23 protein-coding genes and 4 tRNA genes are annotated in these 25,964 nt (G+C 70.4%); 6 read left to right on the top strand and 21 right to left on the bottom strand.

Features of this window, described 5'->3' with window-relative positions; translation table 11 throughout:
• Nucleotides 1-51 precede the first annotated feature (51 nt).
• The 5 genes from rpoB to rplK all read right to left on the bottom strand — a co-directional run bounded on the left by rpoB (nucleotide 52) and on the right by rplK (nucleotide 6,871).
• A complete protein-coding gene (rpoB, locus tag GXW74_RS11710; protein WP_211846693.1) occupies nucleotides 52-4,236 on the bottom strand; it encodes a DNA-directed RNA polymerase subunit beta in 4,185 nt (1,394 codons plus the stop codon).
• 192 nt (nucleotides 4,237-4,428) lie between these two features.
• A complete protein-coding gene (gene rplL, locus GXW74_RS11705) occupies nucleotides 4,429-4,809 on the bottom strand; it encodes a 50S ribosomal protein L7/L12 (RefSeq protein ID WP_211846692.1) in 381 nt (126 codons plus the stop codon).
• Nucleotides 4,810-4,921: 112 nt separating this feature from the next.
• Nucleotides 4,922-5,446, bottom strand: a complete 525-nt coding sequence (rplJ, locus tag GXW74_RS11700) for a 50S ribosomal protein L10 (RefSeq protein ID WP_211846691.1) — start codon at nucleotides 5,444-5,446, stop codon at nucleotides 4,922-4,924.
• Between the two features lie 284 nt (nucleotides 5,447-5,730).
• Nucleotides 5,731-6,432 carry a 50S ribosomal protein L1 gene (rplA, locus tag GXW74_RS11695; protein ID WP_211846690.1) on the bottom strand — a complete coding sequence of 234 codons (702 nt, stop codon included), beginning with the start codon at nucleotides 6,430-6,432 and terminating at the stop codon, nucleotides 5,731-5,733.
• 4 nt (nucleotides 6,433-6,436) lie between these two features.
• Nucleotides 6,437-6,871 (bottom strand): 50S ribosomal protein L11, encoded by a 435-nt coding sequence (rplK, locus tag GXW74_RS11690; protein ID WP_211846689.1) that lies wholly within the window; start codon nucleotides 6,869-6,871, stop codon nucleotides 6,437-6,439.
• 220 nt (nucleotides 6,872-7,091) lie between these two features.
• On the opposite strand from rplK, the gene GXW74_RS11685 reads away from it, so the two are divergent.
• Nucleotides 7,092-7,919, top strand: a complete 828-nt coding sequence (locus GXW74_RS11685; RefSeq protein WP_211846688.1) for a protein-methionine-sulfoxide reductase heme-binding subunit MsrQ — start codon at nucleotides 7,092-7,094, stop codon at nucleotides 7,917-7,919.
• Between the two features lie 65 nt (nucleotides 7,920-7,984).
• On the opposite strand, the gene GXW74_RS11680 is transcribed toward GXW74_RS11685, so the two are convergent.
• Entirely contained in the window at nucleotides 7,985-8,863 is an 879-nt protein-coding gene (locus GXW74_RS11680) for a LysR substrate-binding domain-containing protein (protein ID WP_211846687.1), read from the bottom strand.
• Nucleotides 8,864-8,946: 83 nt separating this feature from the next.
• Here GXW74_RS11680 and GXW74_RS11675 point away from each other — a divergent pair, with 83 nt between their 5' ends.
• Both GXW74_RS11675 and GXW74_RS11670 read left to right on the top strand, forming a co-directional pair.
• Nucleotides 8,947-9,849, top strand: coding sequence for a TSUP family transporter (locus GXW74_RS11675; protein ID WP_211846686.1), 903 nt, complete (start codon nucleotides 8,947-8,949; stop codon nucleotides 9,847-9,849).
• 246 nt (nucleotides 9,850-10,095) lie between these two features.
• Complete coding sequence (locus GXW74_RS11670; protein ID WP_211846685.1) at nucleotides 10,096-10,437, top strand: hypothetical protein; 342 nt, start codon at nucleotides 10,096-10,098, stop codon at nucleotides 10,435-10,437.
• Nucleotides 10,438-10,651: 214 nt separating this feature from the next.
• Here GXW74_RS11670 and nusG read toward each other — a convergent pair whose 3' ends face one another.
• The 6 genes from nusG to GXW74_RS11640 form a co-directional block, all read right to left on the bottom strand.
• Nucleotides 10,652-11,188, bottom strand: a complete 537-nt coding sequence (gene nusG / locus GXW74_RS11665; protein WP_211846684.1) for a transcription termination/antitermination protein NusG — start codon at nucleotides 11,186-11,188, stop codon at nucleotides 10,652-10,654.
• Between the two features lie 14 nt (nucleotides 11,189-11,202).
• A complete protein-coding gene (gene secE / locus GXW74_RS11660; protein ID WP_211846683.1) occupies nucleotides 11,203-11,397 on the bottom strand; it encodes a preprotein translocase subunit SecE in 195 nt (64 codons plus the stop codon).
• Between the two features lie 82 nt (nucleotides 11,398-11,479).
• Nucleotides 11,480-11,556: transfer RNA gene (locus GXW74_RS11655), tRNA-Trp, on the bottom strand.
• A gap of 65 nt (nucleotides 11,557-11,621) precedes the next feature.
• On the bottom strand, nucleotides 11,622-12,809 hold the full coding sequence (gene tuf, locus GXW74_RS11650) for an elongation factor Tu (RefSeq protein WP_211846682.1): 1,188 nt from the start codon (nucleotides 12,807-12,809) through the stop codon (nucleotides 11,622-11,624).
• Nucleotides 12,810-12,945: 136 nt separating this feature from the next.
• A tRNA-Gly gene (locus GXW74_RS11645) sits at nucleotides 12,946-13,019 on the bottom strand.
• Nucleotides 13,020-13,098: 79 nt separating this feature from the next.
• Nucleotides 13,099-13,181 (bottom strand) — tRNA-Tyr (locus tag GXW74_RS11640).
• A gap of 129 nt (nucleotides 13,182-13,310) precedes the next feature.
• Between GXW74_RS11640 and rlmB the strand changes: the two genes are divergently transcribed.
• Complete coding sequence (rlmB, locus tag GXW74_RS11635; RefSeq protein ID WP_211846681.1) at nucleotides 13,311-14,327, top strand: 23S rRNA (guanosine(2251)-2'-O)-methyltransferase RlmB; 1,017 nt, start codon at nucleotides 13,311-13,313, stop codon at nucleotides 14,325-14,327.
• A 23-nt stretch (nucleotides 14,328-14,350) separates the two neighbouring features.
• On the top strand, nucleotides 14,351-15,118 hold the full coding sequence (locus GXW74_RS11630; protein ID WP_211846680.1) for a 2-keto-4-pentenoate hydratase: 768 nt from the start codon (nucleotides 14,351-14,353) through the stop codon (nucleotides 15,116-15,118).
• A 74-nt stretch (nucleotides 15,119-15,192) separates the two neighbouring features.
• Here the strand turns inward: GXW74_RS11630 and GXW74_RS11625 are convergent, their stop codons facing one another.
• The 6 genes from GXW74_RS11625 to GXW74_RS11600 form a co-directional block, all read right to left on the bottom strand.
• On the bottom strand, nucleotides 15,193-15,429 hold the full coding sequence (locus GXW74_RS11625) for a hypothetical protein (protein ID WP_211846679.1): 237 nt from the start codon (nucleotides 15,427-15,429) through the stop codon (nucleotides 15,193-15,195).
• 105 nt (nucleotides 15,430-15,534) lie between these two features.
• The gene (uvrB, locus tag GXW74_RS11620) at nucleotides 15,535-17,721 is read right to left on the bottom strand and encodes an excinuclease ABC subunit UvrB (RefSeq protein WP_211846678.1); all 2,187 of its coding nucleotides are present in this window, start codon (nucleotides 17,719-17,721) and stop codon (nucleotides 15,535-15,537) included.
• Nucleotides 17,722-17,779: 58 nt separating this feature from the next.
• Nucleotides 17,780-18,235, bottom strand: coding sequence for a hypothetical protein (locus tag GXW74_RS11615; protein WP_211846677.1), 456 nt, complete (start codon nucleotides 18,233-18,235; stop codon nucleotides 17,780-17,782).
• Nucleotides 18,228-21,155, bottom strand: a complete 2,928-nt coding sequence (locus GXW74_RS11610; protein WP_211846676.1) for a CHAT domain-containing protein — start codon at nucleotides 21,153-21,155, stop codon at nucleotides 18,228-18,230. Before GXW74_RS11610 ends, GXW74_RS11615 begins: the two co-directional genes overlap by 8 nt.
• Before the next feature lie 92 nt (nucleotides 21,156-21,247).
• Nucleotides 21,248-22,138, bottom strand: a complete 891-nt coding sequence (locus GXW74_RS11605) for an alpha/beta hydrolase (protein ID WP_211846675.1) — start codon at nucleotides 22,136-22,138, stop codon at nucleotides 21,248-21,250.
• On the bottom strand, nucleotides 22,135-23,727 hold the full coding sequence (locus GXW74_RS11600) for an ABC transporter substrate-binding protein (RefSeq protein ID WP_211846674.1): 1,593 nt from the start codon (nucleotides 23,725-23,727) through the stop codon (nucleotides 22,135-22,137). Before GXW74_RS11600 ends, GXW74_RS11605 begins: the two co-directional genes overlap by 4 nt.
• Nucleotides 23,728-23,847: 120 nt before the next feature.
• Between GXW74_RS11600 and GXW74_RS11595 the strand changes: the two genes are divergently transcribed.
• Nucleotides 23,848-24,210 (top strand): DUF4087 domain-containing protein, encoded by a 363-nt coding sequence (locus tag GXW74_RS11595; RefSeq protein ID WP_211846673.1) that lies wholly within the window; start codon nucleotides 23,848-23,850, stop codon nucleotides 24,208-24,210.
• A 113-nt stretch (nucleotides 24,211-24,323) separates the two neighbouring features.
• On the opposite strand, the gene GXW74_RS11590 is transcribed toward GXW74_RS11595, so the two are convergent.
• From GXW74_RS11590 to GXW74_RS11580, 3 genes are all read right to left on the bottom strand, one after another.
• The gene (locus GXW74_RS11590) at nucleotides 24,324-24,794 is read right to left on the bottom strand and encodes a hypothetical protein (RefSeq protein ID WP_211846672.1); all 471 of its coding nucleotides are present in this window, start codon (nucleotides 24,792-24,794) and stop codon (nucleotides 24,324-24,326) included.
• 70 nt (nucleotides 24,795-24,864) lie between these two features.
• Complete coding sequence (locus tag GXW74_RS11585; RefSeq protein ID WP_211846671.1) at nucleotides 24,865-25,440, bottom strand: DUF6538 domain-containing protein; 576 nt, start codon at nucleotides 25,438-25,440, stop codon at nucleotides 24,865-24,867.
• 94 nt (nucleotides 25,441-25,534) lie between these two features.
• A tRNA-Thr gene (locus tag GXW74_RS11580) sits at nucleotides 25,535-25,606 on the bottom strand.
• Nucleotides 25,607-25,964: the final 358 nt, after the last annotated feature.

Here is a 25,964-nt window from a genome sequence, read left to right as displayed (position 1 = left end):
CGGAATTCCCGCGGCGGCTGAGCGTTTCGAAAAGGGTGGAGCGCCGGCGGATCACGCCGGGCGGTTCTCCAGATCGACGTTGAGGCCGAGCGACTTCAGCTCCTTCACCAGCACGTTGAAGGATTCCGGAATGCCCGCCTCGAAGTTGTCCTGATCGCGGACGATCGCCTCGTAGACCTTGGTGCGGCCCGACACGTCGTCCGACTTCACCGTCAGCATCTCCTGCAGCGTGTAGGCGGCGCCATAGGCTTCCAGCGCCCAGACCTCCATCTCGCCGAAGCGCTGACCGCCGAACTGCGCCTTGCCGCCCAGCGGCTGCTGGGTCACCAACGAGTACGGCCCGATCGAGCGCGCGTGGATCTTGTCGTCCACGAGGTGGTGCAGCTTCAGCATGTAGATGTAGCCGACCGTCACCTTGCGCTCGAACTTCTCGCCGGTGCGCCCGTCATGCAGCCAGACCTGGCCCGAGGTATCGAGGCCCGCCTTGGTCAGCATGCCCTCGATATCCGCCATGCGCGCACCGTCGAAGACCGGCGTCGCGATGGGGATGCCCTTGCGCAGGTTCTCGCCGAGCTCGACCAGCTGCTCGTCGCTCATCGGCGCGATGTCGCGGGCGAAGATCTCCTCGCCGTAGACATCCTTCAGCTTGCCTTCGAGCTCAGACCGGCGGGCACCGCGATGACGGTACTCCTCCACCATCTCGCCGACCTGCTTGCCGAGCGAGGCGCAGGCCCAGCCCAGATGCGTCTCCAGGATCTGCCCGACATTCATGCGCGACGGCACGCCGAGCGGGTTCAGCACCAGGTCGACATGGCTGCCATCCTCGAGGAACGGCATGTCCTCGATCGGCACGACGCGGGACACGACGCCCTTGTTGCCGTGACGGCCGGCCATCTTGTCGCCCGGCTGCAGCTTGCGCTTCACCGCGACGAAGACCTTGACCATCTTCATCACGCCGGGCGGCAGCTCGTCGCCGCGCTGCAGCTTCTCGACCTTGGATTCGAAGCGCTTCTGCAGCTTCTCCACCGCGGCGTCGAATTCGCGCTTCAGCGCCTCGATCTCGGCCATCGCGGCGTCGTCGGCGACACCGATCTGGCGCCAGGTCGCGCGGGCGAACTGCTCCAGCACCTCGTCGGTGATGACCGTGCCGGCCTTCACACCCTTGAAGCCGCCCGAGGCCTTCTTGTTCAGCATCCGCTCGCGCAGACGGGAATAGAAGGAACGCTCCTGGATCGCCTTCTCGTCGTCGCGGTCCTTGGCGAGCCGCTCGATCTCGGCGCGCTCGATCGCCATGGCGCGCTCGTCCTTGTCGACGCCGCGCCGCGAGAAGACGCGGACATCGACGATCGTGCCCGACACGCCGGGCGGCAGCTTCAGCGAAGTGTCGCGCACATCCGACGCCTTCTCGCCGAAGATCGCGCGCAGCAGCTTCTCCTCGGGCGTCATCGGGCTTTCGCCCTTCGGCGTCACCTTGCCCACCAGGATGTCGCCCGGGTTCACCTCGGCGCCGATGTAGACGATGCCGGCCTCGTCGAGGTTGCGCAGCGCCTCCTCGCCGACATTCGGGATGTCGCGGGTGATCTCCTCCTGGCCGAGCTTGGTGTCGCGGGCCATCACCTCGAATTCCTCGATGTGGATCGAGGTGAAGACGTCGTCCTTCGCGATGCGCTCGCTGATCAGGATCGAGTCTTCGAAGTTGTAGCCGTTCCACGGCATGAAGGCGACGAGCACGTTCCGCCCGAGCGCCAGCTCGCCCAGCTCCGTCGAGGGACCGTCGGCGATGATGTCGCCGGCCATCACCTTGTCCCCCACCTTCACCAGCGGGCGCTGGTTGATGCAGGTCGACTGGTTGGAACGCATGAACTTGCGCAGCCGGTAGATGTCGACGCCGCGCGTCGTGCCGTCATCGCCCGTCGCGCGCACCACGATGCGCGCGCCGTCGATGCTGTCGATCACGCCGTCGCGCTTGGCGACGATGGTCGCGCCGGAGTCGCGCGCCACCGCGGATTCCATGCCCGTGCCCACCAGCGGGGCATCGGCGCGGACAAGCGGCACCGCCTGGCGCATCATGTTCGAGCCCATCAGCGCGCGGTTGGCGTCGTCGTTCTCGAGGAACGGGATCAGCGCCGCGGCGACGGAGACGAGCTGCTTCGGAGAGACGTCGATCGCCGTCACTTCCTCCGGCTTCACCAGGCGGAAGTCGCCGCCCTGGCGGACCGACACCAGCTCGTCCTTGAACGACCCGTCGGTATCGACATTCGCATCGGCCTGGGCGACGACGAGACGCTCCTCCTCCATGGCGGAGAGATAGCGCGGGTCGCCCACGATCCTGCCGTCCTTCACCAGGCGGTACGGCGTCTCGATGAAGCCGTACTTGTTCACCTTGGCGAAGGTCGCGAGCGAATTGATCAGGCCGATGTTCGGCCCTTCCGGCGTCTCGATCGGGCAGATGCGGCCGTAATGCGTCGGGTGCACGTCGCGCACCTCGAAGCCGGCGCGCTCGCGCGTGAGGCCACCCGGGCCAAGCGCCGAGAGGCGACGCTTGTGCGTCACCTCGGACAGCGGGTTGGTCTGGTCCATGAACTGGCTGAGCTGGGACGAGCCGAAGAACTCGCGCACCGCGGCCGCCGCCGGCTTCGCGTTGATCAGGTCGTGCGGCATGACGGTGTCGATGTCGACCGACCCCATGCGCTCCTTGATCGCGCGCTCCATGCGCAGCAGGCCGACGCGGTACTGGTTCTCCATCAGCTCGCCGACCGAGCGCACGCGGCGGTTGCCGAGGTTGTCGATGTCGTCGATCTGGCCGCGCCCGTCCTTCAGGTCGAGCAGCACGCGCAGCGTGGAGACGATGTCGCGCTTGCGCAGCGTGCGGATATGGTCCGGCACTTCCTCGATGGAGAAGCCGAGGCGCATGTTCATCTTCACGCGCCCGACGGCGGAGAGGTCATAGCGCTCCGCATCGAAGAACAGGCCCTTGAACAGGGCTTCCGCGGTCTCCGGCGTCGGCGGCTCGCCCGGGCGCATGACCCGGTAGATGTCCATCAGCGCCTCGTCGCGGTTGGTGTTCTTGTCCACCGCGAGCGTGTTGCGCATCCAGGGGCCGACCGACTGGTCCACCGCCAGCGTCGGCAGGCGATCGAGACCCGCCGTCTCGATGGCGGCGAGGCGCGGCTCGGTCAGCTCGTCGCCGGCCTCGGCCCAGATCTCGCCGGTGGCCATGTCCACCAGGTCCTCGGCCACGAAGCGGCCGAGCAGGTCGGCGCGGCCGACCAGCACCTCGGTCGTGCCGGCCTCGGCGATCTTGCGCGCGGAGCGCGGGGTCAGCTTGGCGTCCTTCTCGGCCACCACCAGCCCGGTCTTCGCATCGACGAGCGGCTCCGCCAGCTTCACGCCGCGGAAGGCCTCCGGGTCGAAGGGGCGGCTCCAGCCCTTGGGGCTGCGGCTGAACACGACCTGGCCGTAGAAGGCGTTGAGGATCTCCTCGGCGTCCATGCCGCGGATCTCGTTCGGCTCCAGCTCGCGGCCCTCGGCGGCGGCCTGGGCGCGCAGCCCCTCGGTCCGCTCGGAATCGAGGGCGAGCAGCAGCGTCGTCGCCGGCAGCTTCCGCTTCCGGTCGATGCGGACGTAGCAGATGTCCTTGGCGTCGAACTCGAAGTCCAGCCAGGAGCCGCGATAGGGGATGACGCGCGCGGCGAACAGGTACTTGCCCGAGGAGTGCGTCTTGCCCTTGTCGTGGTCGAAGAACACGCCCGGGGAGCGGTGCATCTGGGAGACGATGACGCGCTCGGTGCCGTTGATGATGAAGGTGCCGTTGTCCGTCATGAGCGGCATGTCGCCCATGTAGACGTCCTGCTCCTTGATATCGCGGACGGAGCGGGAGCCGGTGTCCTCATCCACGTCCCACACGATCAGGCGCAGGCGCACCTTCAGCGGGGCGGCGAAGGTCAGCCCGCGCTGGATGCATTCCTCGACGTCGTACTTCGGCTCCTCGAGCTCGTACTGCACGAATTCCAGGCGACCGCGCCCGGCGAAATCGTCGATCGGGAAGACGGACTTGAACACCTCCTGAAGGCCGGTATGCGTCCGGCTGTCCGGGCTCACCTCCATCTGCAGGAAGGCCTCGTAGGAGGCTCGCTGCACGTCGATGAGGTTCGGCATCGGCGCGACTTCGGGGAGACGCCCGAAGCTCTTGCGGATCCGCTTGCGCCCCGTGAACGACTTCGTGATAGCGTTCATGCCTGTCCTGCTTCCCTATCTGCCCCGGCCCTGAACACCCCGGCCGGCAGGGAACTCATCGTCTCCCCGATCCCCGGACCGGAGGAACGCAGGAACGGGCGGCGTTACCGGACCCATCCGGCAACTCCACCCGCACCCGATCGAACTACTCCCCCATCCCCGCCCGTCGCCGGACGGGGACGGAGGGCGAGATCACTTGACCTCGACCTTGGCGCCGTTCTCTTCCAGCACCTTCTTGATCTTGTCCGCCTCTTCCTTGGACACGCCTTCCTTGACGGTCTTCGGGGCGCCCTCGACCAGGTCCTTGGCTTCCTTGAGGCCAAGGCCGGTGATGGTGCGGATTTCCTTGATCACGTTGATCTTCTTGTCGCCGGCGGCGGCAAGGATGACGGTGAACTCGGTCTGGGCTTCCGCCGCCGGGGCGGCAGCCGCGCCGGCAGCCGGCGCCGCGGCCACGGCGACCGGCGCCGCGGCGGAAACGCCCCACTTCTCCTCGAGCATCTTGGAGAGCTCGGCGGCCTCCAGGACGGTCAGGGACGACAGCTCGTCCACCAGCTTCGCGAGATCGGCCATGTCTGAATGCTCCTCGATCTAATGGCTTGACTTCGGTTGTGCAACTCCCCCGTGACCGATTTGCACCTCAACCCTGAGGCGAAACGGCTGCGGGGGAGGGTTCCTGCGGCCCTCAGGCCGCCTGGGCCTCGTCCTTCTTGGCGTATGCCGCCAGGACCCGCGCCACCTGCCCGCCGGGGGCCTGGAGGATGCCCGCGATGCGCGTCGCCGGGGTCTGGATGAGACCCAGCAGCTGCGCCCGCAGCGTCTCCAGGGACGGCAGCTCGGCCAGAGCCTTGACGCCGGAGGCGTCGAGGGTCTGGGTTCCGAGCGCGCCGCCCAGGACAACGAACTTGTCGTTCGTCTTGGCGAACTCGACCGCGGTCTTCGCCACCGCAACCGGATCCTTCGACCATGCAATGGCCGTCGGACCCTTCAGCAGCGGCTTGACGCCGTCGAAACGGGTGCCTTCGAGGGCGAGGGTGGCCAGGCGGTTCTTCGCGACCTTGTACGTCGCGCCAGCCGCGCGCATCCGCCGCCGCAGATCGCTCACATCCGCGACCGTCAGCCCCTTGTTCTGGGCGACGAGCACGAAGGAGGTCTCCGCGAAGACGGCCGCGAGCGAAGCGACGAACTCACGCTTCTCCGTACGGTCCACTCTACGTCTCCGTCGGTGGCCGGGGCCTTGTGGAAGGGCACCGGCCGGTTCACACGGGGGCGGACGGCGCGAACGCCGCACACCCCGGTTCGCCTGTCAGGCCGGAACACCAAGCCAAGCCGCCCCGGGACGGATCCCGGGGTCGTCAAAGGTTCGGCACCCCGTCTCTCCCCTGCACGGCCGAAGCCGAATCAAGGCCCCGAAGGGCCGCAGGAGGTCTCCGACAGGTTCGGATGGGGCGAACCCCACCCTGCCCGCCCGCCCCGAAGGGCGGGCGTATCTCGTCAGGCCGTCGCCGCGAGGCTGGCGACGTCGACCTTCACGCCCGGGCCCATCGTCGAGGACACGGCGACCTTCTTCACGTAGGTCCCCTTGGCCCCGGTCGGCTTGGCGCGCTGGATCGCCTCCACGAAAGCGCGCGCATTGGCGAGGAGCTGGTCCTCGCCGAACGACGCCTTGCCGATGCCGGCATGGATGATGCCCGCCTTCTCGGCACGGAACTCGACCTGGCCGGCCTTGGCGGCCGTCACGGCGCCCTTCACGTCCATGGTCACGGTGCCGAGCTTCGGGTTCGGCATCAGGCCGCGCGGGCCGAGCACCTTACCGAGGCGACCCACCAGCGCCATCATGTCCGGGGTCGCGATGCAGCGGTCGAACTCGATCTTGCCTTCCTGCACCAGCGCGGCGAGGTCGTCCGCGCCCACCACGTCGGCGCCGGCGGCCTTCGCTTCCTCGGCCTTCGGGCCGCGGGCGAAGACGCCGACGCGGACCGTCTTGCCGGTGCCGTGCGGCAGGCCGACCACGCCGCGGACCATCTGGTCGGCGTGGCGCGGGTCGATGCCGAGGTTCATCGAGATCTCGATCGTCTCGTCGAACTTCGCCTTGGCATTGGTCTTGGCGATCTTCACCGCCTCCTCCAGGCCGTAGATCTTCTCGCGGTCGAAGCCGGCGTAGACGGCCTTCAGACGCTTGCCCTGCTTGGCCATGGGATCAGCCCTCCACCACGGTGAGGCCCATGGAGCGCGCGGAGCCCGCGAGCATCCGCACGGCCGCGTCCACGTCGTTCGCGTTCATGTGCTGCATCTTGGTCTTGGCGATCTCGACCAGCTGGGACTTGGTCACGCGACCGACCGGCGCGCCCTTGCCCGGCGCGGTGCTGCCCTTTTCGAGCTTCGCGGCCTTGAGCAGGAAGTACGTGTTCGGCGGGGTCTTGGTGATGAAGGAAAAGGTGCGGTCGGAATACGCGGTGATGACGACGGGCGTCGGCGTGCCCGGCTCCATCTGCTGCGTCGCCGCGTTGAATTCCTTCACGAACTGCATGATGTTCAGGCCGCGCTGACCGAGCGCGGGACCGACGGGCGGCGACGGATTCGCCTTGCCGGCCGGGATCTGCAGCTTGATGTAGCCTGCGATCTTCTTCGCCACTGTGGCAGTCCTCTGTGGTTGATCCAGAGGCCCGCGGTCCGTGCGACCCCGAAGGATCTCCCGCGTTCCCGGAAAACGCCGAAGGCCGGGGAAAGGCCCCCGGCCGGTCGGCGAGGGCGCGCATCTAGCCCGGCACGGCGAATGAGTCCAGTGCCTTTTGCGGATGCTAACCGGCGCGGTCGCCCCAACGTATAGGGGCGAGACAGGAGAATTCACACGCATGCCCTGGCGCGACCGCAGCGGCGCCTTCTCGCCGTTCAAGGCCCTGGTCTTCGCCGGGCTGTTCCTTCCCGCCCTGTGGCTGGCGGCCGAGGCCTGGCAGGCGGGGCTCGGCCCCAAGCCCTGGCAGGCCGCGACGCTCGACAGCGGCACCTGGGCGATCCGCTTCCTGCTGCTGTCGCTGGCCGTCACGCCGGCGCGGCAAGTGCTGCGCCAGGCGCGGCTCGCGGAGTTGCGGCGGATGGTCGGCGTCGCCTGCTTCGCCTTTGCGGCGCTCCATCTGGTGCTCTACGCCGGCGACCTCGCCTTCGACTGGGCGAAGGTGGCGGGCGAGATCCTGCGCCGGATCTACCTGACGATCGGCTTCGTGGCGCTGCTCGGGCTTCTGGCGCTGGCGGCGACCTCCACCGACGGCGCGCTGAAGCGGATGGGCGGGGCGGCGTGGCGGCGGCTGCATCGGCTGGCCTATCCGATCGCCGCCCTGGCACTGGTGCATTTCACCCTGCAGTCCAAGGCCGACGTGACCGAGCCGATGCTGATGGCGGGTCTTTTCGCCTGGCTGATGGGCTACCGCGCGCTCGCGCCGGAGGGGAGCGCGCCGTCGGTGCCGGCGATGCTCGTCCTGGCCGTGGCCGCGGGTGTCGCGACGGCCGCCGTCGAATTCGCCTGGTACGGCCTCGCGACCGGCATCGACCCCTGGCGCGTGCTAGCCGCCAATCTGGATGTCGCCTTCGGCCCCCGGCCGGCGGTCTGGGTGGGGCTTGCAGGCCTCATGGTCGCCGGGCTGCGGGCGATGCCCCGCGCCCGCCGCCGTGCCGCGGCCGCCTGAGCCTCCCGTCCAGGTCGCCAAAAAGAAGAAGTGGGGTTCGGGGAGAATTCCTTCTCCCCGACCTTCTACGCCCCGGCAGCCGCCAGGATCCACCGCCGGAAGGCGGCGAAGGCCGGTTCGGTGGCCCGTTCCGGCCGGTAGACCAGGTACCACCCCATCCGCTTCGGCACCGACACGGCGAAGGGCGCGACCAGCCGTCCGGCCGCGAGGTCGTCGTCGATGTAGAGCCGGATGCCCATTGCCACGCCGACCCCGTCCGCCGCGGCCTGCAGCGCCTGGCCGTAGAATTCGAACACCGGCCCCGCCGCGTGCAGCGCGGGGGCGCCTGCCGCAGCGGCCCAGCTCGGCCAGTCCTCCGGCGCGTGGGTCACGCGGAGCAGGGTTTCGTTCGCGAGGTCCGCCGGCGCGTCCAGCCGTGCCGCGATGGCAGGGGAGCAGACCGGCAGCAGGTCCGCCGCCACCAACCGGTCCGCGGCGAGGCCCGGCCAGTCGCCCGCGCCGAGACGGATGCCGCAGTTCCAGCCTTCCGAGAAGGGCACCGTCGCGCCGCCCGTCGCAATACGAACCTCGATGCCCGGATGCTGCCGGGTGAAGGCGGCGAGCCGCGGGATCAGCCAGCGGATCGCGAAGGTGGGGCCGACGCCGACGGTCAGCACCGGCGCGCCACGGCGCGCGACCACCTCCGCCGTCAGCCGCGCCAGTGTGTCGAGCGCCGGCGTCAGGCCGGCCCGATAGGTCTCGCCCGCCGCGGTCGGCGTCAGGCGGTTGGCGTGGCGTTCGAACAGCGGCAGGCCGAGGCGTTCCTCGAGCAGCCGCACCAGCCGGCTGACCGCCGCGGGCGTGACGTTCAGCTCCGCCGCCGCGGCGACGAAGGAGCCGGTGCGCGCGGCCGCCTCGAAGGCCCGCACGCCGTTCAGGGATGGCAGGCGGCGATGTTCGACCATCAGGAAAACTATCTCTCAGCCTCAGGTAACGCCGTTTGTCTCCGCAGTGCAACGGGCGCAAGCAGGGAGTGGAGGCCTAGCCAATGTCACCCCTCGTCGTCCTTGCCGTGATCCTGACCATGGTCGGCACCTCGCTGCTCTCCGGTGTCTTCGGGATGGCGGGCGGGCTGGTGCTGGTGGGGGTGCTGCTGGTGCTGCTGCCGGTACAGGACGCGATGGCACTGCATGCGGTGACGCAGATCTCCTCCAACGGGTGGCGGGCGGCGCTGTGGTGGCGGCACATCCGACCGCGGCCCGTGCTGGCGCTGGCGCTGGGGAACCTGCTCGCGCTCGGCGGCTGGTCGCTGGTGCTGCTGGTGCCGGACCGGGCGGTGGCGCTGCTGATGCTCGGCGCCAGCCCCTTCCTCGTGCGCGCCTTGCCGGAGCGCTTCCGGCCTGACCCGCTGCGGGCAGTGCACGGCGTCGCGGTGGGGGCCGCCTGCATGTCGTTGATGGTGATGACGGGGGTTTCCGGGCCGTTGCTCGATCGTTTTTTCCTCGGCGGCGCGCTGGACCGGCGGGAGATCGTGGCCACCAAGGCGGCGTGCCAGACGCTCGGCCACACGCTGAAGCTGGTGTATTTCGGCGCGCTGGTGGCGCAGACGGGCAGCGTGGAGCCGGTGGTGGCCGCGCTCGCGATCCTCGCCTCCATGGCCGGGACGATGCTGGCGAAGCGGGTGCTAGAGGCGATGAGCGATGCCCAGTTCCGGCTCTGGGCGGAGCGGAGTGAGGCACTGATGTCCGAGACCCTGAAGCCCCTGATCCTGGACCTCGTCGCCTTCGTCGCGGAGCAGCCGCGACCCTATGCCGAGGTGCTGGACGCGTGGCGGACGTCCTGCCCGCGGCTGACCGTGTGGGAGGATGCCGTGGAGGCCGGGCTGGTGGCCTGCCGGGACGGGATGGTGGAGGCGACGGCTAAGGGCCGCGGCCTGCTCCCCAAGCGCTGATCCGGGAGCGCCTGCCCGGCTGCTTGCCGGCTGCACTGGCGCCTCGATCAACCGGCAGCGGGCCGCTTGGAACGGATCCCGATCGGTGGAATCGTCCGACCGGGTGAAGGTGCTCGCGACAGTGACGCGAGAGTGGCTTCCGTGAGCCAAGGCGAACGAAAGCCGCGCTAGGCTGCGATCCGCAAGGATGTCGGGAATGCATGCTTGGGCAGCGGCGACGATACGCGGCGACGGCGCCTGGAAGGCGTGAACAGAGGGCGCCGGGGGCGGTTCCAACTGGCCTGGTTTCGCACCGATCCCGGTGCGGCGCGCACGACGGGCCGACCGTTCCGCCTGGCGCTGCAGGTCGTCCTCGCCGTGGCGGCGCTGGCGATCGGCGGCCTTGCCGTGCTTCCGCTGGCGTGGGAAGGCCGGCCCGACCCCTGCGCGGCGCTGGAGGTCCTGGTCTGGCGGCGCACCGTCGGTGCGGTCCAGGTGCCGGATGCCGTGCGCCCGGCGATCCTGCCTGGGGTGATGCTGCGGATCGAGCCCGATGGCCCGCTGCCGCGGCCGATCCGTTGCACCATCGCCTACTGGCAGCGCGTGTGAATCGTGCTCGGCGGGGTCCGGGGTGGCCCGGCCACCCCGGCCGGGGTCGAGGGGGCGGCGCCCCCTCGGCTCAGAGACCGTTCGGAAAGTCCGGCACCGGCCCGCACCCCCGCCCGGCCACCCACGTCAGGATGCTGGAATGGATGGCCGGGCGGGGGTGCGGGCCGGTGCCGGAGCCGGAAACGCGCCGAGAGGCGCGTTTCCAACCGGGCTCTCAGAGCTTCTCGACCTGACCGTATTCGAGATCGACCGGCGTGGAGCGCCCGAAGATGGAGACGGACACCTTCACGCGCCCCTTCTCCTCGTCGACTTCCTCGACCACGCCGTTGAAGGACGTGAACGGCCCGTCCGCGACGCGCACCTGCTCGCCCACCTCGAACAGGATGGCGGGCTTGCGCGGCTTCTCGACGCCTTCCTGGACCTGCTGCAGCAGGCGCTCGGCCTCGCTGGCCGGCACCGGCTGGGGCTTGTTGCGCGCACCGAGGAAGCCGGTGACCTTGGGCGTGTCCTTCACCAGGTGCCACGCCTCGTCGGTCATCTCCATCTTCACCAGCACGTAGCCGGGGAAGAACTTGCGGTCCGTGTCCACCTTCTGACCGCGGCGGACCTCGGTGATCTGCTCGGTCGGGACCAGCACCTCGTCGAACTTGTCGGCGAGACCCTTCTGCGCCGCCTGCTGCTTGATCTGCTCGGCGATCTTCTTCTCGAAGCCCGAGTAGACATGCACGACGTACCACTTCTTCTCGGCCACGGTGCCGTCCCCCTTCAGCCGATGCCGAACACCAGGCGCATGGCCAGCTGGATCAGCTGGTCCACCACCAGGAAGAAAACCGCCGCCAGGGCGGACATCGCCAGCACCAGCCCGGTGGTGACCAGCGTCTCCTTGCGTGAGGGCCAAGTGACGCGGCCCACTTCCTGGCGGACTTCCCGGACGAACTGCGCCGGATCGAGCTTGGCCAAGTCGGTGTCCTCTGAAACGACGGAAGGCGGCGGCCCGGGAACGGGCCACCACCCGGAAATTCTAGCCTAGACGATGCGGCGGTGGCAGGGGCGGAGGGTCTCGAACCCCCAACCTCCGGTTTTGGAGACCGGCGCTCTAGCCAATTGAGCTACGCCCCTAAAGGCCCGCGTCGCAGTCGCGCATAAACTACGCGACGGCGACGAAAGCGCAAACCCGCCAGACGTTACTGCGTGATCTTGGCGACGACGCCGGCGCCGACGGTGCGGCCGCCTTCGCGGATGGCGAAGCGCAGGCCCTCGTCCATGGCGATCGGCGCGATCAGCTCGACATCCATCGACACGTTGTCGCCCGGCATCACCATCTCCACCCCTTCCGGCAGCGAGACGACGCCCGTCACGTCCGTCGTGCGGAAGTAGAACTGCGGACGATAGTTGGTGAAGAACGGCGTGTGACGGCCACCCTCCTCCTTCGTCAGCACATACGCCTCCGCCTTGAACTTCGTGTGCGGCGTGATCGAACCCGGCGCCGCCAGCACCTGGCCGCGCTCCACGTCCTCACGCTTCGTGCCGCGCAGCAGCGCCCCGATGTTGTCGCCCGCCTGCCCCTGGTCCAGCAGCTTGCGGAACATCTCCACGCCGGTGACCGTCGTCTTCACCGTCGGCTTCAGCCCGACGATCTCGACTTCCTCGCCCACCTTCACGATGCCGCGCTCCACGCGACCCGTCACCACCGTGCCGCGCCCCGAGATCGAGAACACGTCCTCGATCGGCATCAGGAACGGACGGTCCACCGGGCGCTCCGGCTGCGGGATGTAGGCGTCCACCGCCTCCATCAGCTTCAGCACCGCCTGCTCGCCCAGCTCCGGCTCACGATCCTCCAGCGCGCACAGCGCCGAGCCCTTGATGATCGGAATGTCGTCGCCCGGGAACTGGTACGACGACAGCAGCTCGCGCACCTCCATCTCGACCAGCTCCAGCAGGTCGGGATCCGCCATGTCGCACTTGTTCAGGAACACCACCAGCGCCGGAACGCCCACCTGCCGCGCCAGCAGGATGTGCTCGCGCGTCTGCGGCATCGGACCGTCCGCCGCCGACACCACCAGGATCGCGCCGTCCATCTGCGCCGCGCCGGTGATCATGTTCTTCACGTAGTCCGCGTGGCCCGGGCAGTCCACATGCGCGTAGTGCCGGTTCGCCGTCTCGTACTCGACATGCGCCGTCGAGATCGTGATGCCGCGCGCACGCTCCTCAGGCGCCTTGTCGATCTGGTCGTACGCCGTGAACGTCGCACCACCCGCCTTCGCAAGGACCTTCGTGATCGCCGCCGTCAGCGACGTCTTGCCATGGTCCACGTGCCCGATCGTGCCAATGTTGCAGTGCGGCTTCGTCCGCTCGAATTTTGCCTTCGCCATGGCCCTGTCCCGCGTCCTCGTTCCGATCCGTTACCGCCAACACAGTCCCGCGCCCCTCGTGGAGCACATACGACCAGCGCTCCTCGCGGAGCACATACGACCAGCGCTCCTCGCGGAGCGACCACCCGCGCTTCGCTGGAGCGGGTGACGGGAATCGAACCCGCACAACCAGCTTGGAAGGCTGGGGCTCTACCATTGAGCTACACCCGCGCCGCGAAGCGCCGCGAACCCACCAAGTTCCCGCCGCCCGGTCCGGGAGAGTCGTCCCGTCGTCCACGGGCGGGCGATATGGAGGGGGTTGGATTCGAACCAACGTAGGCGCAAGCCAACGGATTTACAGTCCGTCCCCTTTAGCCACTCGGGCACCCCTCCGCAGCCGCCGGACCCTACCGGGCTGGCGGGAGCGCGGGGGGTTAACCCCATGGCGCGCGCCCTGTCAACGGAGCGTCGCACCCCACCCGCCGGTTTCCTTCGCGGCGGCCCGCAGGCAGGATGCGCGCCATGCGACGCCCCCCCAAGCGGCCCGAAGGCCGTCCCCCTGCCCGCCCCTCGGGCGGCCCGCCCTCCAGGGGCCGCACGCCGCGCGCGGACAAGCTCCGCGCCGAGGCCAGCCACGCGGAGGCCGGCCACGCGAAGACCTCCCGCGCGGAGGCCAGAGGCAAGCCGCGCGCCGAACTCGCCGGCAAGCCCGGCCGCCCGGAACGCGCCCCGCCCCGCCGTGGCCGCCCGGAAGCCGAACGTCCGGGCCGCGGCGCCCCCGCCGAAGCCGTGCCGGAACCCCCGCGCCCCGGCGCCGGCGCCGGTTCAGGCGCCTTCTGGATCTACGGCCAGCACGCCGTCCTCGCCGCCCTGTCGAACCCGCGCCGCAAGCCGCGCCGCCTGCTGGTGACGACCGACGCGGAACTGGCGCTGCGCGAACGCTTCTCCGGCCCCTGGCGCGTCACGCCCGAACGCGCCGACCGCGCGCGCTTCGCCACCTTCCTGCCCGAGGATTCCATCCACCAGGGCATCGCCCTGCTCGCCGAGCCGCTGGAGCCCGTGGCGCTCGAGGACGCCATCGCCATCTCCGACGGCCCGGTGCTGCTGCTCGACCAGGTGACGGACCCGCGCAACGTCGGCGCCGTGCTGCGCGGCGCCGCGGCCTTCGGCGCCGCCTGCGTCGTGCTGCAGGACCGCCACGCCCCGCCCGAGACCGGCGCGCTCGCCCGCGCCGCCTCCGGCGCGCTCGACCTCGTGCCGGTGGTGCGGGAGGTGAACCTCTCCCGCGCCATCGCCGCGCTGCAGAAGGCCGGCTTCTGGGTGATGGGCCTCGCCGGCGAAGGCAAGCGTACCCTCGCCGAGGCCGCGCCGCGCGACCGCCGCGTGGCCCTCGTGCTCGGCGCCGAGGACAGCGGCCTGCGCCGCCTGCAGCGCGAAACCTGCGACGAGCTCGTCCGACTGCCGATGGCGGAGGGCGTCGAGAGCCTCAACGTCTCCGCCGCGGCCGCTGTGGCGCTCTACGAGATCGTCCGGCGCTGAACGAACCAGGGAAGGAAACCACCATGGCCTCCGACGCCGCCGAGGCGATCCTCGACGCCCGCCGCGCGAAGCGCATCCTCGCCCCGCTCGGCGCCCTCGCGCCGAAGACGCCCGAGGCCGGCTACGCCCTGCAGAAGGAGGTCGCGCTGCGCCTCGGCGGCGTGCCGCCGGCGGGCTTCAAGATCGGCGCCACGACGAGGCAGATGCAGATCCTGCTCGGCCTCTCCGGTCCCGCCGCGGGCTTCGTGCCGAAAGCCGGCCTGCGCACCACGCCGGCGACGGCGCGTCACGCCGATTTCGTGAACCCGGGCGTGGAATGCGAGGTCGGGCTGCGGCTCGCCCGCGACATCGCACCCGGCCCCTGCACCCGCGACCAGGCCGCCGCCGCCGTGGGCGAGGTCTTCGCCGCGATGGAGATCGTCGAGAAGCGCTACGACGACCTGGCGAAGCTCGGCACGCCGACGCTGATCGCCGACCAGGTGTTCCACGCGGGCGGGGTGCTCGGCACGCCGGTGGCCGATTGGCGGGGTCTCGACCTCGGCGCGACGCGCGGTCGGTTGAGCGTGAACGGAGAAATGCGCGGCGAAGGGGTCGGCGCCGACCTGCTCGGGCACCCGATGGAAGCCCTCGCCTGGCTGGCCTCCTCCGCCTGCGCGGCGGAATTCGGCGGGCTCAGGGCCGGGCAGGTGGTCTTCCTGGGGTCGGTGACGCCGCCGATCTGGCTGGATGGGCCGTGCACGGCGGTCGTGGAGTTCGACACCTTGGGGAAGGTTGAGCTCGCCCTGACGTGACGATTCGCGGGGGAGGAGAACCTCCCCCGCGTCCCCCTCCCTTCTTTGCGACTCCGCCCTCGCAGGCGGGCAGTTCAATAGTAGCCGCGCCGTTGGCGGGGGGCCGTCAGAGCGCCGATGGCAGCACCGCCGGCACCGCCGATCGCCGCACCGGCCAGGGGCGATCCGCCGGTCAGCGCAGCGACGCCCGCACCGGCACCGGCGCCGATGCCGCCGCCGATCAGCGCACGCTGCCCAACCGGATCCGAACAGGCCGCCGCACCGAGCGCGAGCAGCGACGCGGCGAGAATCCGAATGCGCGAGAGAACCATGCCTTGCCTCTTGTGGTGGTGTTCCATGGCCACCACCACAATCGCAACGTGTGGCGATCCTCGGGCGGAACCGCGGCGACATCCGTCACCGCCATCACAAGAATGTCAGGGACCGCGCCGCCGCCGCCCGGCCTTGCCGCCCTTGGGCTCGTAGCCGCCGCCACCCGGCCCCATCGGCTTCGGCTTCCAGTCGGCCTTCGGCGTCGCCTCCCGCAATGAGCGGCCTGCCAGGTTGGGCTCCAGCCCCAGGTCGAGCGCCTCCAGCCGCTTGATCTCGTCGCGCAGCCGCGCGGCGGTCTCGAACTCCAGTTCCGCCGCGGCGGCACGCATCTTGCGCTCGAGTTCGGCGATGGTGGCCTGGAGGTCCTTGCCGACGAAGTGCTGTTCCTCCTCGCCTTCCAGTGCATCCACGGTCACGTAGTCGCCCTGGCTGACGTCCTTCAGCACATCGGCGATCTCGCGGCGGATGGTGGTGGGCGTGATGCCGTGCTCGGCATTCCACGCCTGCTGCTTGGCGCGGCGGCGCTCGGTTTCCTCGAGCGCGCTGCGCAGGCTGCGCGTCATGGTGTCGGCGTAGAGCACCACCCGGCCTTCCGCGTTGCGCGCGGCGCGGCCGATGGTCTGGATCAGCGAGGTGGTGGACCGGAGGAACCCTTCCTTGTCGGCGTCGAGGATCGCCACCAGCGCGCATTCGGGGATATCCAACCCCTCGCGCAGCAGGTTGATGCCCACCAGCACGTCGAACACGCCCTTGCGCAGGTCGCGGATGATCTCGATGCGCTCCAGCGTGTCCACGTCGCTGTGCAGGTAGCGGACGCGGATGCCGGCCTCGGTCATGTATTCCGTCAGGTCCTCGGCCATGCGCTTGGTCAGCGTGGTGACCAGCACGCGGCCGCCCTTCTGCGCGACCGCGCGGCATTCGGCGAGCAGGTCGTCCACCTGGCCCTCGACCGGACGGATCTCGCAGACCGGGTCCACCAGGCCGGTCGGGCGGATGACCTGCTCGGCGAAGGCACCGCCGGTGCGCTCCATCTCCCACGGGCCGGGCGTCGCGGAGACGAAGACGGTCTGCGGGCGGTAGGCGTCCCACTCCTCGAACTTCAGCGGGCGGTTGTCGGTGCAGGAGGGCAGGCGGAAGCCGAATTCCGACAGGATCGACTTGCGCGCATAGTCGCCGCGGAACATGCCGCCGATCTGCGGCACGGTGACGTGGCTCTCGTCGACGATCAGCAGCGCATTCTCCGGCAGGTACTCGAACAGCGTCGGCGGCGGGTCGCCGGGGCGGCGGCCGGTGAGGTAGCGGGAATAGTTCTCGATGCCTTTGCAGGACCCGGTCGTCTCCATCATCTCGATGTCGAAGATGGTGCGCTGCTCCAGGCGCTGGCGTTCCAGCAGCTTGCCTTCGGCCTCCAGCTCCGCGAGGCGTTCCTTGAGCTCCACCTTGATCTGCGCGATCGCCTGGGTCAGCGTCGGGCGCGGCGTGACGTAGTGGCTGTTGGCGTAGATGGCGATGCGCTCCATCTCGCCGGTGATCTCCCCGGTCAGCGGGTCGAATTCGCGGATGCCGTCGATCTCGTCGCCGAAGAGGCTCACGCGCCAGGCGCGGTCATCGAGATGCGAGGGCCAGATGTCCACGCTCTCGCCCCGCACGCGGAAGGTGCCGCGGGCGAAGAAGGCGTCGTTGCGGCGGTATTGCTGCTCGACCAGCCCCTTCACCAGCGCGTCGCGGTCGATCCGCCCGCCGCGTTCCAGCTTCACCACCATGCGCGAATAGGTCTCGACCGACCCGATGCCGTAGATGCAGGAGACCGACGCCACGATCACCACGTCGTTGCGTTCGAGCAGCGCCTGCGTCGCGGAATGCCGCATGCGGTCGATCTGCTCATTGATCTGGGAATCCTTCTCGATGTAGGTGTCCGTGCGCGGCACATAGGCTTCCGGCTGGAAGTAGTCGTAGTAGGAAACGAAATATTCCACCGCGTTGTCGGGAAAGAAGGACTTCATCTCCCCGTAGAGCTGCGCCGCCAGCGTCTTGTTGGGGGCGAGCACCAGTGCCGGGCGCTGCACCGCCTCGATGACCTTGGCCATGGTGAAGGTCTTGCCCGAGCCGGTGACGCCGAGCAGCACCTGGTCGCGCTCGCCCTGCTCGACGCCGCCGACCAGCTCCTTGATGGCCTGCGGCTGGTCGCCGTTCGGCTCATAGGGCGACACGACCCTGAGCGGGCGCTCGGCCGGCGGGGCCGGGCGCTTCTGGGGCATGAACAGGACGGGGCCGGGGGCGATCAGGTTCATGCGGGGAAGATGGGCGCGGCGGCCCGCCGCGTCGAGGCGGGCCGCGCAATCCGCCGGTTCAGCCGGTGCCGAGCCGCTCCGACCATTTCTTGCACGCCTCCTGCCCCGCCGGCTTGAGGATCCGCTTGAGGATGAAGGCGGCGAGCACCACGGCCACGGCCGCGCTCGCCCCCATGCCGACCAGGACGGCGCCCAATGCCGCGCCGAGCGCGGCATCGTCGGCGCCGATCTGCGCGAGGATCGTCTTGCGGTCTTCCGCGTCCTCCTTCGCCGTGCCGCAGACCACGGCGTGCAGCTCCCGTTCCCAGCGCCGCAGGATGCGGCCACCGAGGTCGAGCAGGTCGTCCGCCAGGCCCATGTCCGGGAATTCATGCGCCACGTCGGGCTGGTAGGCGCCGGCGATCGCCGGATCGAACTGCGCCCCCCTCGCGCGCATGGCGAGTTCCTTGAGCAGCGCCTCGTCATCGTAGCCGAGCAGCGCTTCGACGGATTTCCCGAGGGCGGGGTCAGCCATGGACGTCTCCTGTGGCGGGGATGGCGGGCAGCGGTTTCGGCAGGGGCGGCGGGTCGAAGCGCGACAGCGCCGCCCCCCAGAGCGTGTAGGCGAGGCCGAGCGGATTGCCGTGCGCCGCCACAAGCGCCAGCCGGCTGGCCCGCAGCGCCTCGCCGAGCGGTTCGCCGGCGAGCAGCCGAGGCAGGAGCTCCCGCGCGAAGGCGTCCGCGAAGGTCGGCGGGATCGGGCATTCGGTGCCGAGCACGCCGCGCGCCCTCGCCAGGTTGAGGAAGAACTGCACGAAGCTCTCGCCCAGCCCCGGCATCACCTGGGCGGAGCGGCACATGTTCAGGATGACGATCGGGCGCTCGCCCCTCTCGATGTCCTCGTTGTAGAGGCGCTGCAGCATCAGCTTGCCGGTGGTCAGCTCGATCCAGGCCTCGTCCTCGCGGAAGTCGCCGCGGCTGAGCACTTCCAGCATGCTCTCGGCCGCCTCGTCCCCTTTTCGCTTCGCGGCGTCGAGGTTGCGCTTCAGCGCATCCAGCCAGGCGGGGAAGGTGAAGGGCGTGTAGCCGTGGCTGAAGACGTAGAGGAGGCCCGTGCCGCTGCGGCGGATGAGGCGGGCGAGTTCCTCGTGGCTCTCCACCGGTCCGGTCAGCGCCAGATGGCCCGCGCCCCGCGCCGCGAGATCGCCGAGGAACCTCCGCTGCGCCGCGGATTGCGGCCGGAAGCGGTCATAGAGCGCGAAGCCCAGTGAGACCGGCGGGCGCGACACCGCCTCCGAATCCGTCTCGTGCGGGCGCTGGACCTGCTGCTCGATGACGTAGCGCAGCCCCCACAGCGCCCGGATATCGCCGTCGGCCGCCCTCCTGTCACACAGCAGCGACCAGGGAAAGACGAAGTTGCGTGCGCTGTGGTCCAGCGTCACCTGGACCAGCGCCCCTTCCGGCGGAGCCGCGTCACGGATGAAGGCTTCCAGAGCGGTGAGCGCGCCATCCGGGTGACCCCTGCGCAGCAGCAGCGCCCAGAGGCGCTTTCCGAGAGCCACCAGTTCCTCCGCCAGCCTGCCGCGCAGCGCATCGGTCGCGGTCAGCGTCGCGCCGAAGCTGTCGATGCCGCAGCTCAGCCAGAAGTCGCGCACCCTCTGCAGCGCCTGCTCAAGCTCCTGCGTGCCGATGATCTCGGTGTCCGCGAAGGCGGAGACCTCTTCCCCGTCGCTGCGCTCCACGGTCACGGTGATCCCGTATCGGCCTGCTCCGCCGACGACGTGGATGTGCATGGCCCGCGCCTGGTGCAGCTCCGCCAGGCTGGCGGCCGGTTCGCGGTGGCGGACCTGTTGCGTGATGCGGGAACGGCCGTCGCCGTCGCCGAGCTTCAGCCTGACCAGCACGAAGTCCACCAGGTTGAGCCGGTAGTGCACGCGCAGTTCCAGCTCGACCGGCCCGCGCGCCGCGAGGCTGACGACGATGCGGAACCAGACGGGCTCCGCGCGGCCTTCCTTCGGCAGCCTCAGGTAGCGGGTGGGCTCGGCCACTTCGACCTCCCCCGCGCGCCGGGGGGCGAGGGTGACGAGCAGGCTGGGCGCGTCCTCGGCGAGCGGGCCGAGCGGCGCCTCCTCGCCCTCGGCCGGCAGGCCCTCGCGCTCGCTCCCCGGGGCGTAGGTGAAGCCGAGCCAGTAGTACGTCGCCGGCTCGAGCGCCTCGTCGGCATCGAGCGGCCGGCCGTGCCTGGTCCCTTTCCCATCGTCATCCGCATGCAGCAGCACGTCGGGGAAGCGTGCCTCGGGGGGCGCCACGGCGCGCTGCACGCTTTCGGCCGTCTGGGCGGCGAGGGTGCCGTCGTCGTCCTCGCGGTGGAACTGCTCCTGCCGGGTTTCGATCCGCTCGGCCAGTTCGTCCGGCCGCGCCCATGCCTCCGGCAGGTCGAGCCGCTGCGACATCAGGCCGGTGAGGTGCAGCCGCATCGTTGCCGGCAGGCTGCGGAGCCGCTGCGCCAGCCGCCCGATCTGCACCGAGAGGCGCGAGCGGTCGAGGAAGCCATCGGCGGCCAGCAGCAGGGGAGCGTGCGGGTGCCGGCCCGGGCTGGGCAGCTCGTTCACGCCGGGGGCCTCCTGCCGCCCCGCGGCGACGAGCGCGCGGTCGAGAGTGGCGTCGTGCGACAACTCCCGCAGCACGGCATCGGCCCATGCCGCCCGCCGCTCGGGGGCGATCGGGACGACTCCCAGCGCCTCGGCACGGAAGCGACGGCGGAGCGCCGCCAGGTCGGGAAGGCGGGGGGGCTCCGCCGCGCCGCCGAGGACCAGCGCGGCGCCGATCCCCCCATCCGGCGGCACGGCGGGCAGGCCGGAGCGCCCGAAGGTCGCCTCCAGGCTCTCCGGCAGGAGAAGGAGGTCGCAATCCGCGCCGTCCAGGCCGAGCGTCACCACCCGGCCCAGCCCGCGCAGAACGAGGTCCTGCCCGCGCAACGCATCGGCGAGCGCGAGCCCCGCCGGATCGGGCAGGACGCCGAAGCGCAGCGGCCAGTTCCAGCGCTCGCCCCGCGCCGGCTCGGGGTCGAGAACCGAAACGGCGCCTCCCGGCGCCGCATGCTGGCAGATCTTCTCCAGCGCATCGGGCGCCTCGGCCAGCAGCGACAGGTCGATGGCCAGGCGGTTCAGGACCCAGCGGTGCTGCGTCCAGGCCCGCGCGAGCATCGTCGCGGACACCGCCTGGCCGGTGCCGGCCGCCCCCGTCGGAATGACGCGCCACAGCCTGTCCCAGATCGGTCCCGGACCCGGCCACGCCTCCAGCGCCGGCCCGCCCAGCATGCGTTCGAGGCCGGCCTCGGTGGGCGGCTCGCCCATGGCCGACGCCACGCCCAGGGCGACAAGGGCCTGTGCGAGGACCGCGGGGTCCTCGCTGTCGATCGCCACCCCGCTCTGCGCCAGGAGATCCCGGATCATCGCCACCGCGGCTCCGCCATGGGCCGCGGCAGTATAGACTCATCTGGCTATCGAAACGAACTCAAAGGGTGAGGCCGGCCCCCGCCCTTCGCTCAGAGCGATGTCCTGCCGGCCAGCGCCGCCATGCGCGCGGCGTCGGGCTGCTGCCCCTCGAACCAGATGGCGGCGCAGACCTTGGACATGGCGTTGCCGTCATGGCCGATGCCGGGCACGACCTCGATCCGCCAGTGGCAGGGCACGCCGCGGCGGGCCGCTTCCTCCCGCGCGAAGCGGAGGAAGTTGTGGGCGCGGGCGAAGCGGTGCGGGCCCTGGGCAACGGCCTCGGGGTTCGACGGCAGCGACGGCCCGGAGGTCTCGATATCCGCGTCCCCGGCCAGGATCAGCAGCGGGTAGGCGAGCCAGGCTTCCAGATCCGCATCGGTCAGGCCCAGGCCGCCCAGCCCCTCCGGGAAGGGCCGGTCGAGCGTCGGCAGCGAGTACCAGCCGGCATTGCCGCAGCCGATGGCGCAGAAGGGCGCGCGCTCGGTCAGCGCGGCCATGCGGTGGGCGAACTGGGACCCCGCCGAATGGCCGAACAGGAAGGCCTGCCGGCGTCGCGTGACGCCGCCCGCACGCAGCGCGGCGAAGACCCGCGCCGGCACATGGTACGCCCAGGACCCAGCCGGCGTGACGGCGCCGGCGGCATCCCGCACGCCGCCATTGTTGTAGGGCTCGGCGCCCTGATGCGTCTCCGCCGAGAAGGTCGGCGCCAGGATCAGCAGCCCGTGGCGGTCCGCCGCCTCGATCCAGAAGTCGCGGTATTCGTCACCGTTGCGGCCCATGCCGTGCTGCACGAAGACCACCGGGCTGTCGGGAGTCACGCCCGGCGCGCGGTAGGCGTGCAGCACCAGTTCCTTGCCCGCGTCGTGCAGCGCATCGGTGAAGGGGAAGGCGGTGCGCCCGGTCGCCGAAAGGGCACGGGCGAGTTCCTGCGGGTCGATCATCGGGCGGGCTTCACTTCGAAGGCCGGGGTGGTCTGGTCCATGCGTCCCTCGAAGGCGAGGCCGCGGCGGAAGGCCCAGGCGGCATTCTCGAACTGGATCGGGATCACCGGCATGCGCTCGATCACCAGGCGGCTCGCCGCCTCCATCAGACGTTCGCGCTCGGCTTCGTCCATGGCGACGAAAGCGGCGCGGGCCAGGCGGTCGATCTCGGGATCGGAGAACTCGGCATAGTTGCTCATGCCGTAGCCGCGCTCACGGTCGGTGGTGGTGATCCAGGCGCGCATGAAAAGCTGCGTCTCGCCGGCCGAAGGCCCCCAGCCGCCCATCGGCACGGAGAATTCCTTCCGCCCGCGGCGGGGGAAGAAGACGTTGGACGGCATCGCATCCACCGCGACGGTCACGCCGACGCGCTGGAAATACTGCGCCAACGCCTGGGCCACGCGGGAATCGTTCACGTAGCGGTTGTTGGTGGCATGCAGCGTGAAGGAGAAGCCGCCGCTGACGCCGGCCTCCGCCAGCAGCGCGCGGGCGCGGGCGGGGTCATAGGGCAGCATGCCGGCGCCGCGCACCGTGCCGCTCATGCCCTCGGGCAGGAGCTGCCCGGCGGGCGTCGCGAGCCCGTCCATGATGCGCTCGGCGATGGCGCGGCGGTCGATGGCGAGCGACAGCGCCTGGCGCACGCGCACGTCGCGCAGCGGGTTGGACCCGTTCGGCCCCTGCACGAAGGGCGCATTCTGCCGCTGGTCCAACTGCAGGAAGATCAGGCGGGTGGTGGGCGAGACGGCCAGCGCGAAATTCTGGTTCTGCCGGATGCGAGGCACATCGGCGGTGGCCGGCGCCTCGACGATGTCGAGATCGCCCGCCAGCAGCCCCGCGAGGCGCGGGCCGGCATTGGTCACGGGGCGCAGCCGCACCTCGGCCCAATGCGGCTTCTCGCCCCAGTAGCCGTCGTACCGGGCGAGTTCGATGCCGCCGCTGCGATCGTAGGAGCGCAGGCGGTAGGGGCCGGTGCCGATGGCGGCGCGCCCTTCGTTGAAGTCGGCGACGCCGGGCCAGGGGCCTTCCTTGCCGCAGCCGTCGGGCGTGAAGGTCAGGCCGCTGCGCTCGCCACGCGGGATGATGGCGATGGAGGCGAGGTCGGAGACCAGCAGCGGCTCCGGCGTGGCGGTGCGGATGACCAGGCGGTGCGGACCCTCGGCCGCCATCGCCGCGATGCGGCGGATCTCGCGGGAGAAGGAGCCGACCACCTCGCTCTCGTTGTTGAGCACGCGGCAGTAGGAGAAGACGACGTCCTCCGCCGTGAAGGGCTGGCCGTTGTGGAAGGTGACGCCCTGGCGCAGATCGAAGACCCAGGTCAGGTCGTCCCGCCGGGACCAGGCGGTGGCGAGCGCCGGCTTCGGCGTCTGGCGGGCGTCGAGCGCGGTCAGGCCGTCGAAGATGTGGGTGCGGTAGGTGGAATTCGGCGCGGAGGCGTAGTTGTGCGGGTCGGCCGCGCTGGTTTCGGCGGCCATGCCGATGCGCAGGGTCTGCGCGGCGAGCGGCGCGGCGAGCGCGGTGGTGAAGGCGAGCGCAAGGGCAAGGCGGCGCATGGCGAATCGTCCCGGCAGGGTGGCGGAGGGCGCGCAACCTAGCCTTCTTGCTGCGTCCTTGTCGTCCCGCCCGCCCGGGCATGGCAGCATCGTGCCGCGCGGGACGCTGAGGAGGACAAGATGATGCGGATGCCGGCCCTGGCCGCGGTGCTCGTTTCGATGATGCCGGCCCTGGCGGCCGCGGCGCCGGAACGCCGCTGCGGCTGGCTGCAGAACCCCACCCCTGCCAATTGGTGGCTGGAGGACCGGGACGGGCGCTGGGTGCTGTCGGTGCAGGGCGGGCCGCCGGTGCGCGGGATGGACGGCGTCCCGGACATGACGACGCGCGGGTGGGTCGCGACCAACGGGTCCTACGGCTACGGCTGCGCCTGCTTCACGCTGGAGACGGAGGCGGCGAGCCGGCGCGTCCTGCGCGTGATCGCCGCCGAGCCGCTGCCGCTTCAGCGGTGCCGCGCGGATCGTGCGCTGCCGGCGCCGCGGTGATGCGGGAGTGCTAGAGCGGTTTCCGTTCGCCTTGGCTCACGCCAACCGCTCCGGCCTCTTGTTTTCGCGAGCATCTTTACCCGATCAGGTGATTCCACTGATCGGGATCTGCTCTAGGAGCCTGTGCGGAGAATAAGGGCTGCAACCACCCCGAGGAGCAAGAGGAGCAACAGGGCGGCTATAGGCCACAAAGCCGCAGCGACTACCGCGACGATTAGGGAAGGCAGCCAACCAAGGCCGACGCCTAGCAAGAAGCCATAGTGGGCGATGCAGTAGACCCAGGACCCGAAGAACACCACGAACCCGGTAAGCCCGGCACCTCCCGCATAAACCGCCCCCACCCAATCGCTACCCTCGCCAGCAGCTACCCTCATGCGGCGGGAGGCTCGCCGCTCCGCGACAAACGCCGCGAGCATCTCTTTCGCCAAGTCGGCCGGGGCCTCGCCGGTGCCCAGCCGCATACGCCGGTCCTGCATGAAGGGCGCAGACACGATCACCTCGCCACCCGCAGTCAATCGCCACGACGCGGCATACCAGACGCCCTCGATCTCGCGCTCAATTGTCCCGGCGGTCGGTGCGGCCAACGGGCGACCCTCCAAAGAACACGGCGGGCACCCCCGCGTCAGGAGGGTAGCCAAATGGCGCCAACCGCTTCTAGACCGCCGCTGGGGCTGTCGCCCCCCGGTGGCGCCTCGGGTTCACCACCCGGAGCCCGCTGACGGGGCCCTGCACGTAGGCATGGAGGGCCGCGAGGGCGACCTCCTGCCGCAGCAAGGGCAACGTCTCCGGGGTGACCGCGATGCCCGCCAGCGTAAGGGCTTCTTCCGTGTGAGCGTCAGTCCGGGCGTCCATGCGGGCGAGGCGTTCCGGCGTCCGCTCCGCTGCCACGACATGGGGCATAAGGGCATCCTCATCCTCGCCGCCCATGTCCAGGGCGCCGCCCGCCGCGAGCCATGCGGCCCAGCCGGCGGGAACCTCCTTGGCCCTCTCAGGCGTCAGGCCCTCGGCAGCTAGCCGCCGCTGCCACTCGGCCTCCAGGGCCGCCCACTTCCGAAGCGCATCGGGCCAGCGGCGCATTGCCTCGGCCCGTTCGGCGGTCTCCAAGCTGATCTTCACTATGCCGCTGCGTTGATCGGCCACCGCGAGGAAGCGGGCCGGGACGCGCCTCCGGAGGTAGTAGATGCTGGTTCGGGGGTCGCGCCAAGGGGATGCCATTCGCAGGGTCGCCAAGCCGTTGTGTCCCCATGCTGTGTGCCCATGGGACGGCTGGAAGTCTAGGTTTTCTCTGGACTTGAGGCGCTACCTCGCTTTTCCGGGGCACCCATGCCGGGTGAGGGATTTGAACCCCCGACCTTCTGATTACAAATCAGCTGCACTACCACTGTGCTAACCCGGCGTGCCGCCTTGGTGTAGCAGAGCGCCCCAACGCGGCAACCCGATCACTGAGTCGATTCGGTGTCGCCGCCCCACCCCGCCGAAGGTCCCGCACGCGCTGATGCGCCTTTCGCCCCGAGACCGCCAGCCGCCGACCGCGCCGGTTGCCGCCACCGTACCCGCACCGCGGGGTCCGCTGGCGGTCCGGCGTCGCGTGCGGCCGGGCATCGGTGCGGCGGGGCTGGTCTCGGCGATCCTGCACGCGCTCTTCGTCCTCGCCGTCCTGCTCGAGATCGACCCGCGCGCGCGGCCGCCGCAGGACCTGCCGCCGCCCAGCTTCGCGGTCGTCTTCCAAGGCGGGGCCGACCAGGCCCCGCGCG

The sequence above is a fragment of the Neoroseomonas eburnea genome (genome assembly GCF_018129005.1).
GTDB classification, from domain to species: Bacteria; Pseudomonadota; Alphaproteobacteria; order Acetobacterales; family Acetobacteraceae; genus Neoroseomonas; species Neoroseomonas eburnea.
Note: the sequence above shows the minus strand (reverse complement) of the source record. Positions and strands in the feature narration are given on the sequence as shown.

What these genes read in the sequence shown, in the direction of transcription:
- rpoB (WP_211846693.1), bottom strand. Translation starts at nt 4,236, where the DNA reads ATGAACGCTATCACGAAGTCGTTCACGGGGCGCAAGCGGATCCGCAAG.
- rplL (WP_211846692.1), bottom strand. Translation starts at nt 4,809, where the DNA reads ATGGCCGATCTCGCGAAGCTGGTGGACGAGCTGTCGTCCCTGACCGTC.
- rplA (WP_211846690.1), bottom strand. Translation starts at nt 6,432, where the DNA reads ATGGCCAAGCAGGGCAAGCGTCTGAAGGCCGTCTACGCCGGCTTCGAC.
- GXW74_RS11685 (WP_211846688.1), top strand. Translation starts at nt 7,092, where the DNA reads ATGCCCTGGCGCGACCGCAGCGGCGCCTTCTCGCCGTTCAAGGCCCTG.
- GXW74_RS11680 (WP_211846687.1), bottom strand. Translation starts at nt 8,863, where the DNA reads ATGGTCGAACATCGCCGCCTGCCATCCCTGAACGGCGTGCGGGCCTTC.
- GXW74_RS11675 (WP_211846686.1), top strand. Translation starts at nt 8,947, where the DNA reads ATGTCACCCCTCGTCGTCCTTGCCGTGATCCTGACCATGGTCGGCACC.
- tuf (WP_211846682.1), bottom strand. Translation starts at nt 12,809, where the DNA reads ATGGCGAAGGCAAAATTCGAGCGGACGAAGCCGCACTGCAACATTGGC.
- rlmB (WP_211846681.1), top strand. Translation starts at nt 13,311, where the DNA reads ATGCGACGCCCCCCCAAGCGGCCCGAAGGCCGTCCCCCTGCCCGCCCC.
- GXW74_RS11630 (WP_211846680.1), top strand. Translation starts at nt 14,351, where the DNA reads ATGGCCTCCGACGCCGCCGAGGCGATCCTCGACGCCCGCCGCGCGAAG.
- GXW74_RS11625 (WP_211846679.1), bottom strand. Translation starts at nt 15,429, where the DNA reads ATGGTTCTCTCGCGCATTCGGATTCTCGCCGCGTCGCTGCTCGCGCTC.
- uvrB (WP_211846678.1), bottom strand. Translation starts at nt 17,721, where the DNA reads ATGAACCTGATCGCCCCCGGCCCCGTCCTGTTCATGCCCCAGAAGCGC.
- GXW74_RS11615 (WP_211846677.1), bottom strand. Translation starts at nt 18,235, where the DNA reads ATGGCTGACCCCGCCCTCGGGAAATCCGTCGAAGCGCTGCTCGGCTAC.
- GXW74_RS11610 (WP_211846676.1), bottom strand. Translation starts at nt 21,155, where the DNA reads ATGATCCGGGATCTCCTGGCGCAGAGCGGGGTGGCGATCGACAGCGAG.
- GXW74_RS11605 (WP_211846675.1), bottom strand. Translation starts at nt 22,138, where the DNA reads ATGATCGACCCGCAGGAACTCGCCCGTGCCCTTTCGGCGACCGGGCGC.
- GXW74_RS11600 (WP_211846674.1), bottom strand. Translation starts at nt 23,727, where the DNA reads ATGCGCCGCCTTGCCCTTGCGCTCGCCTTCACCACCGCGCTCGCCGCG.
- GXW74_RS11595 (WP_211846673.1), top strand. Translation starts at nt 23,848, where the DNA reads ATGATGCGGATGCCGGCCCTGGCCGCGGTGCTCGTTTCGATGATGCCG.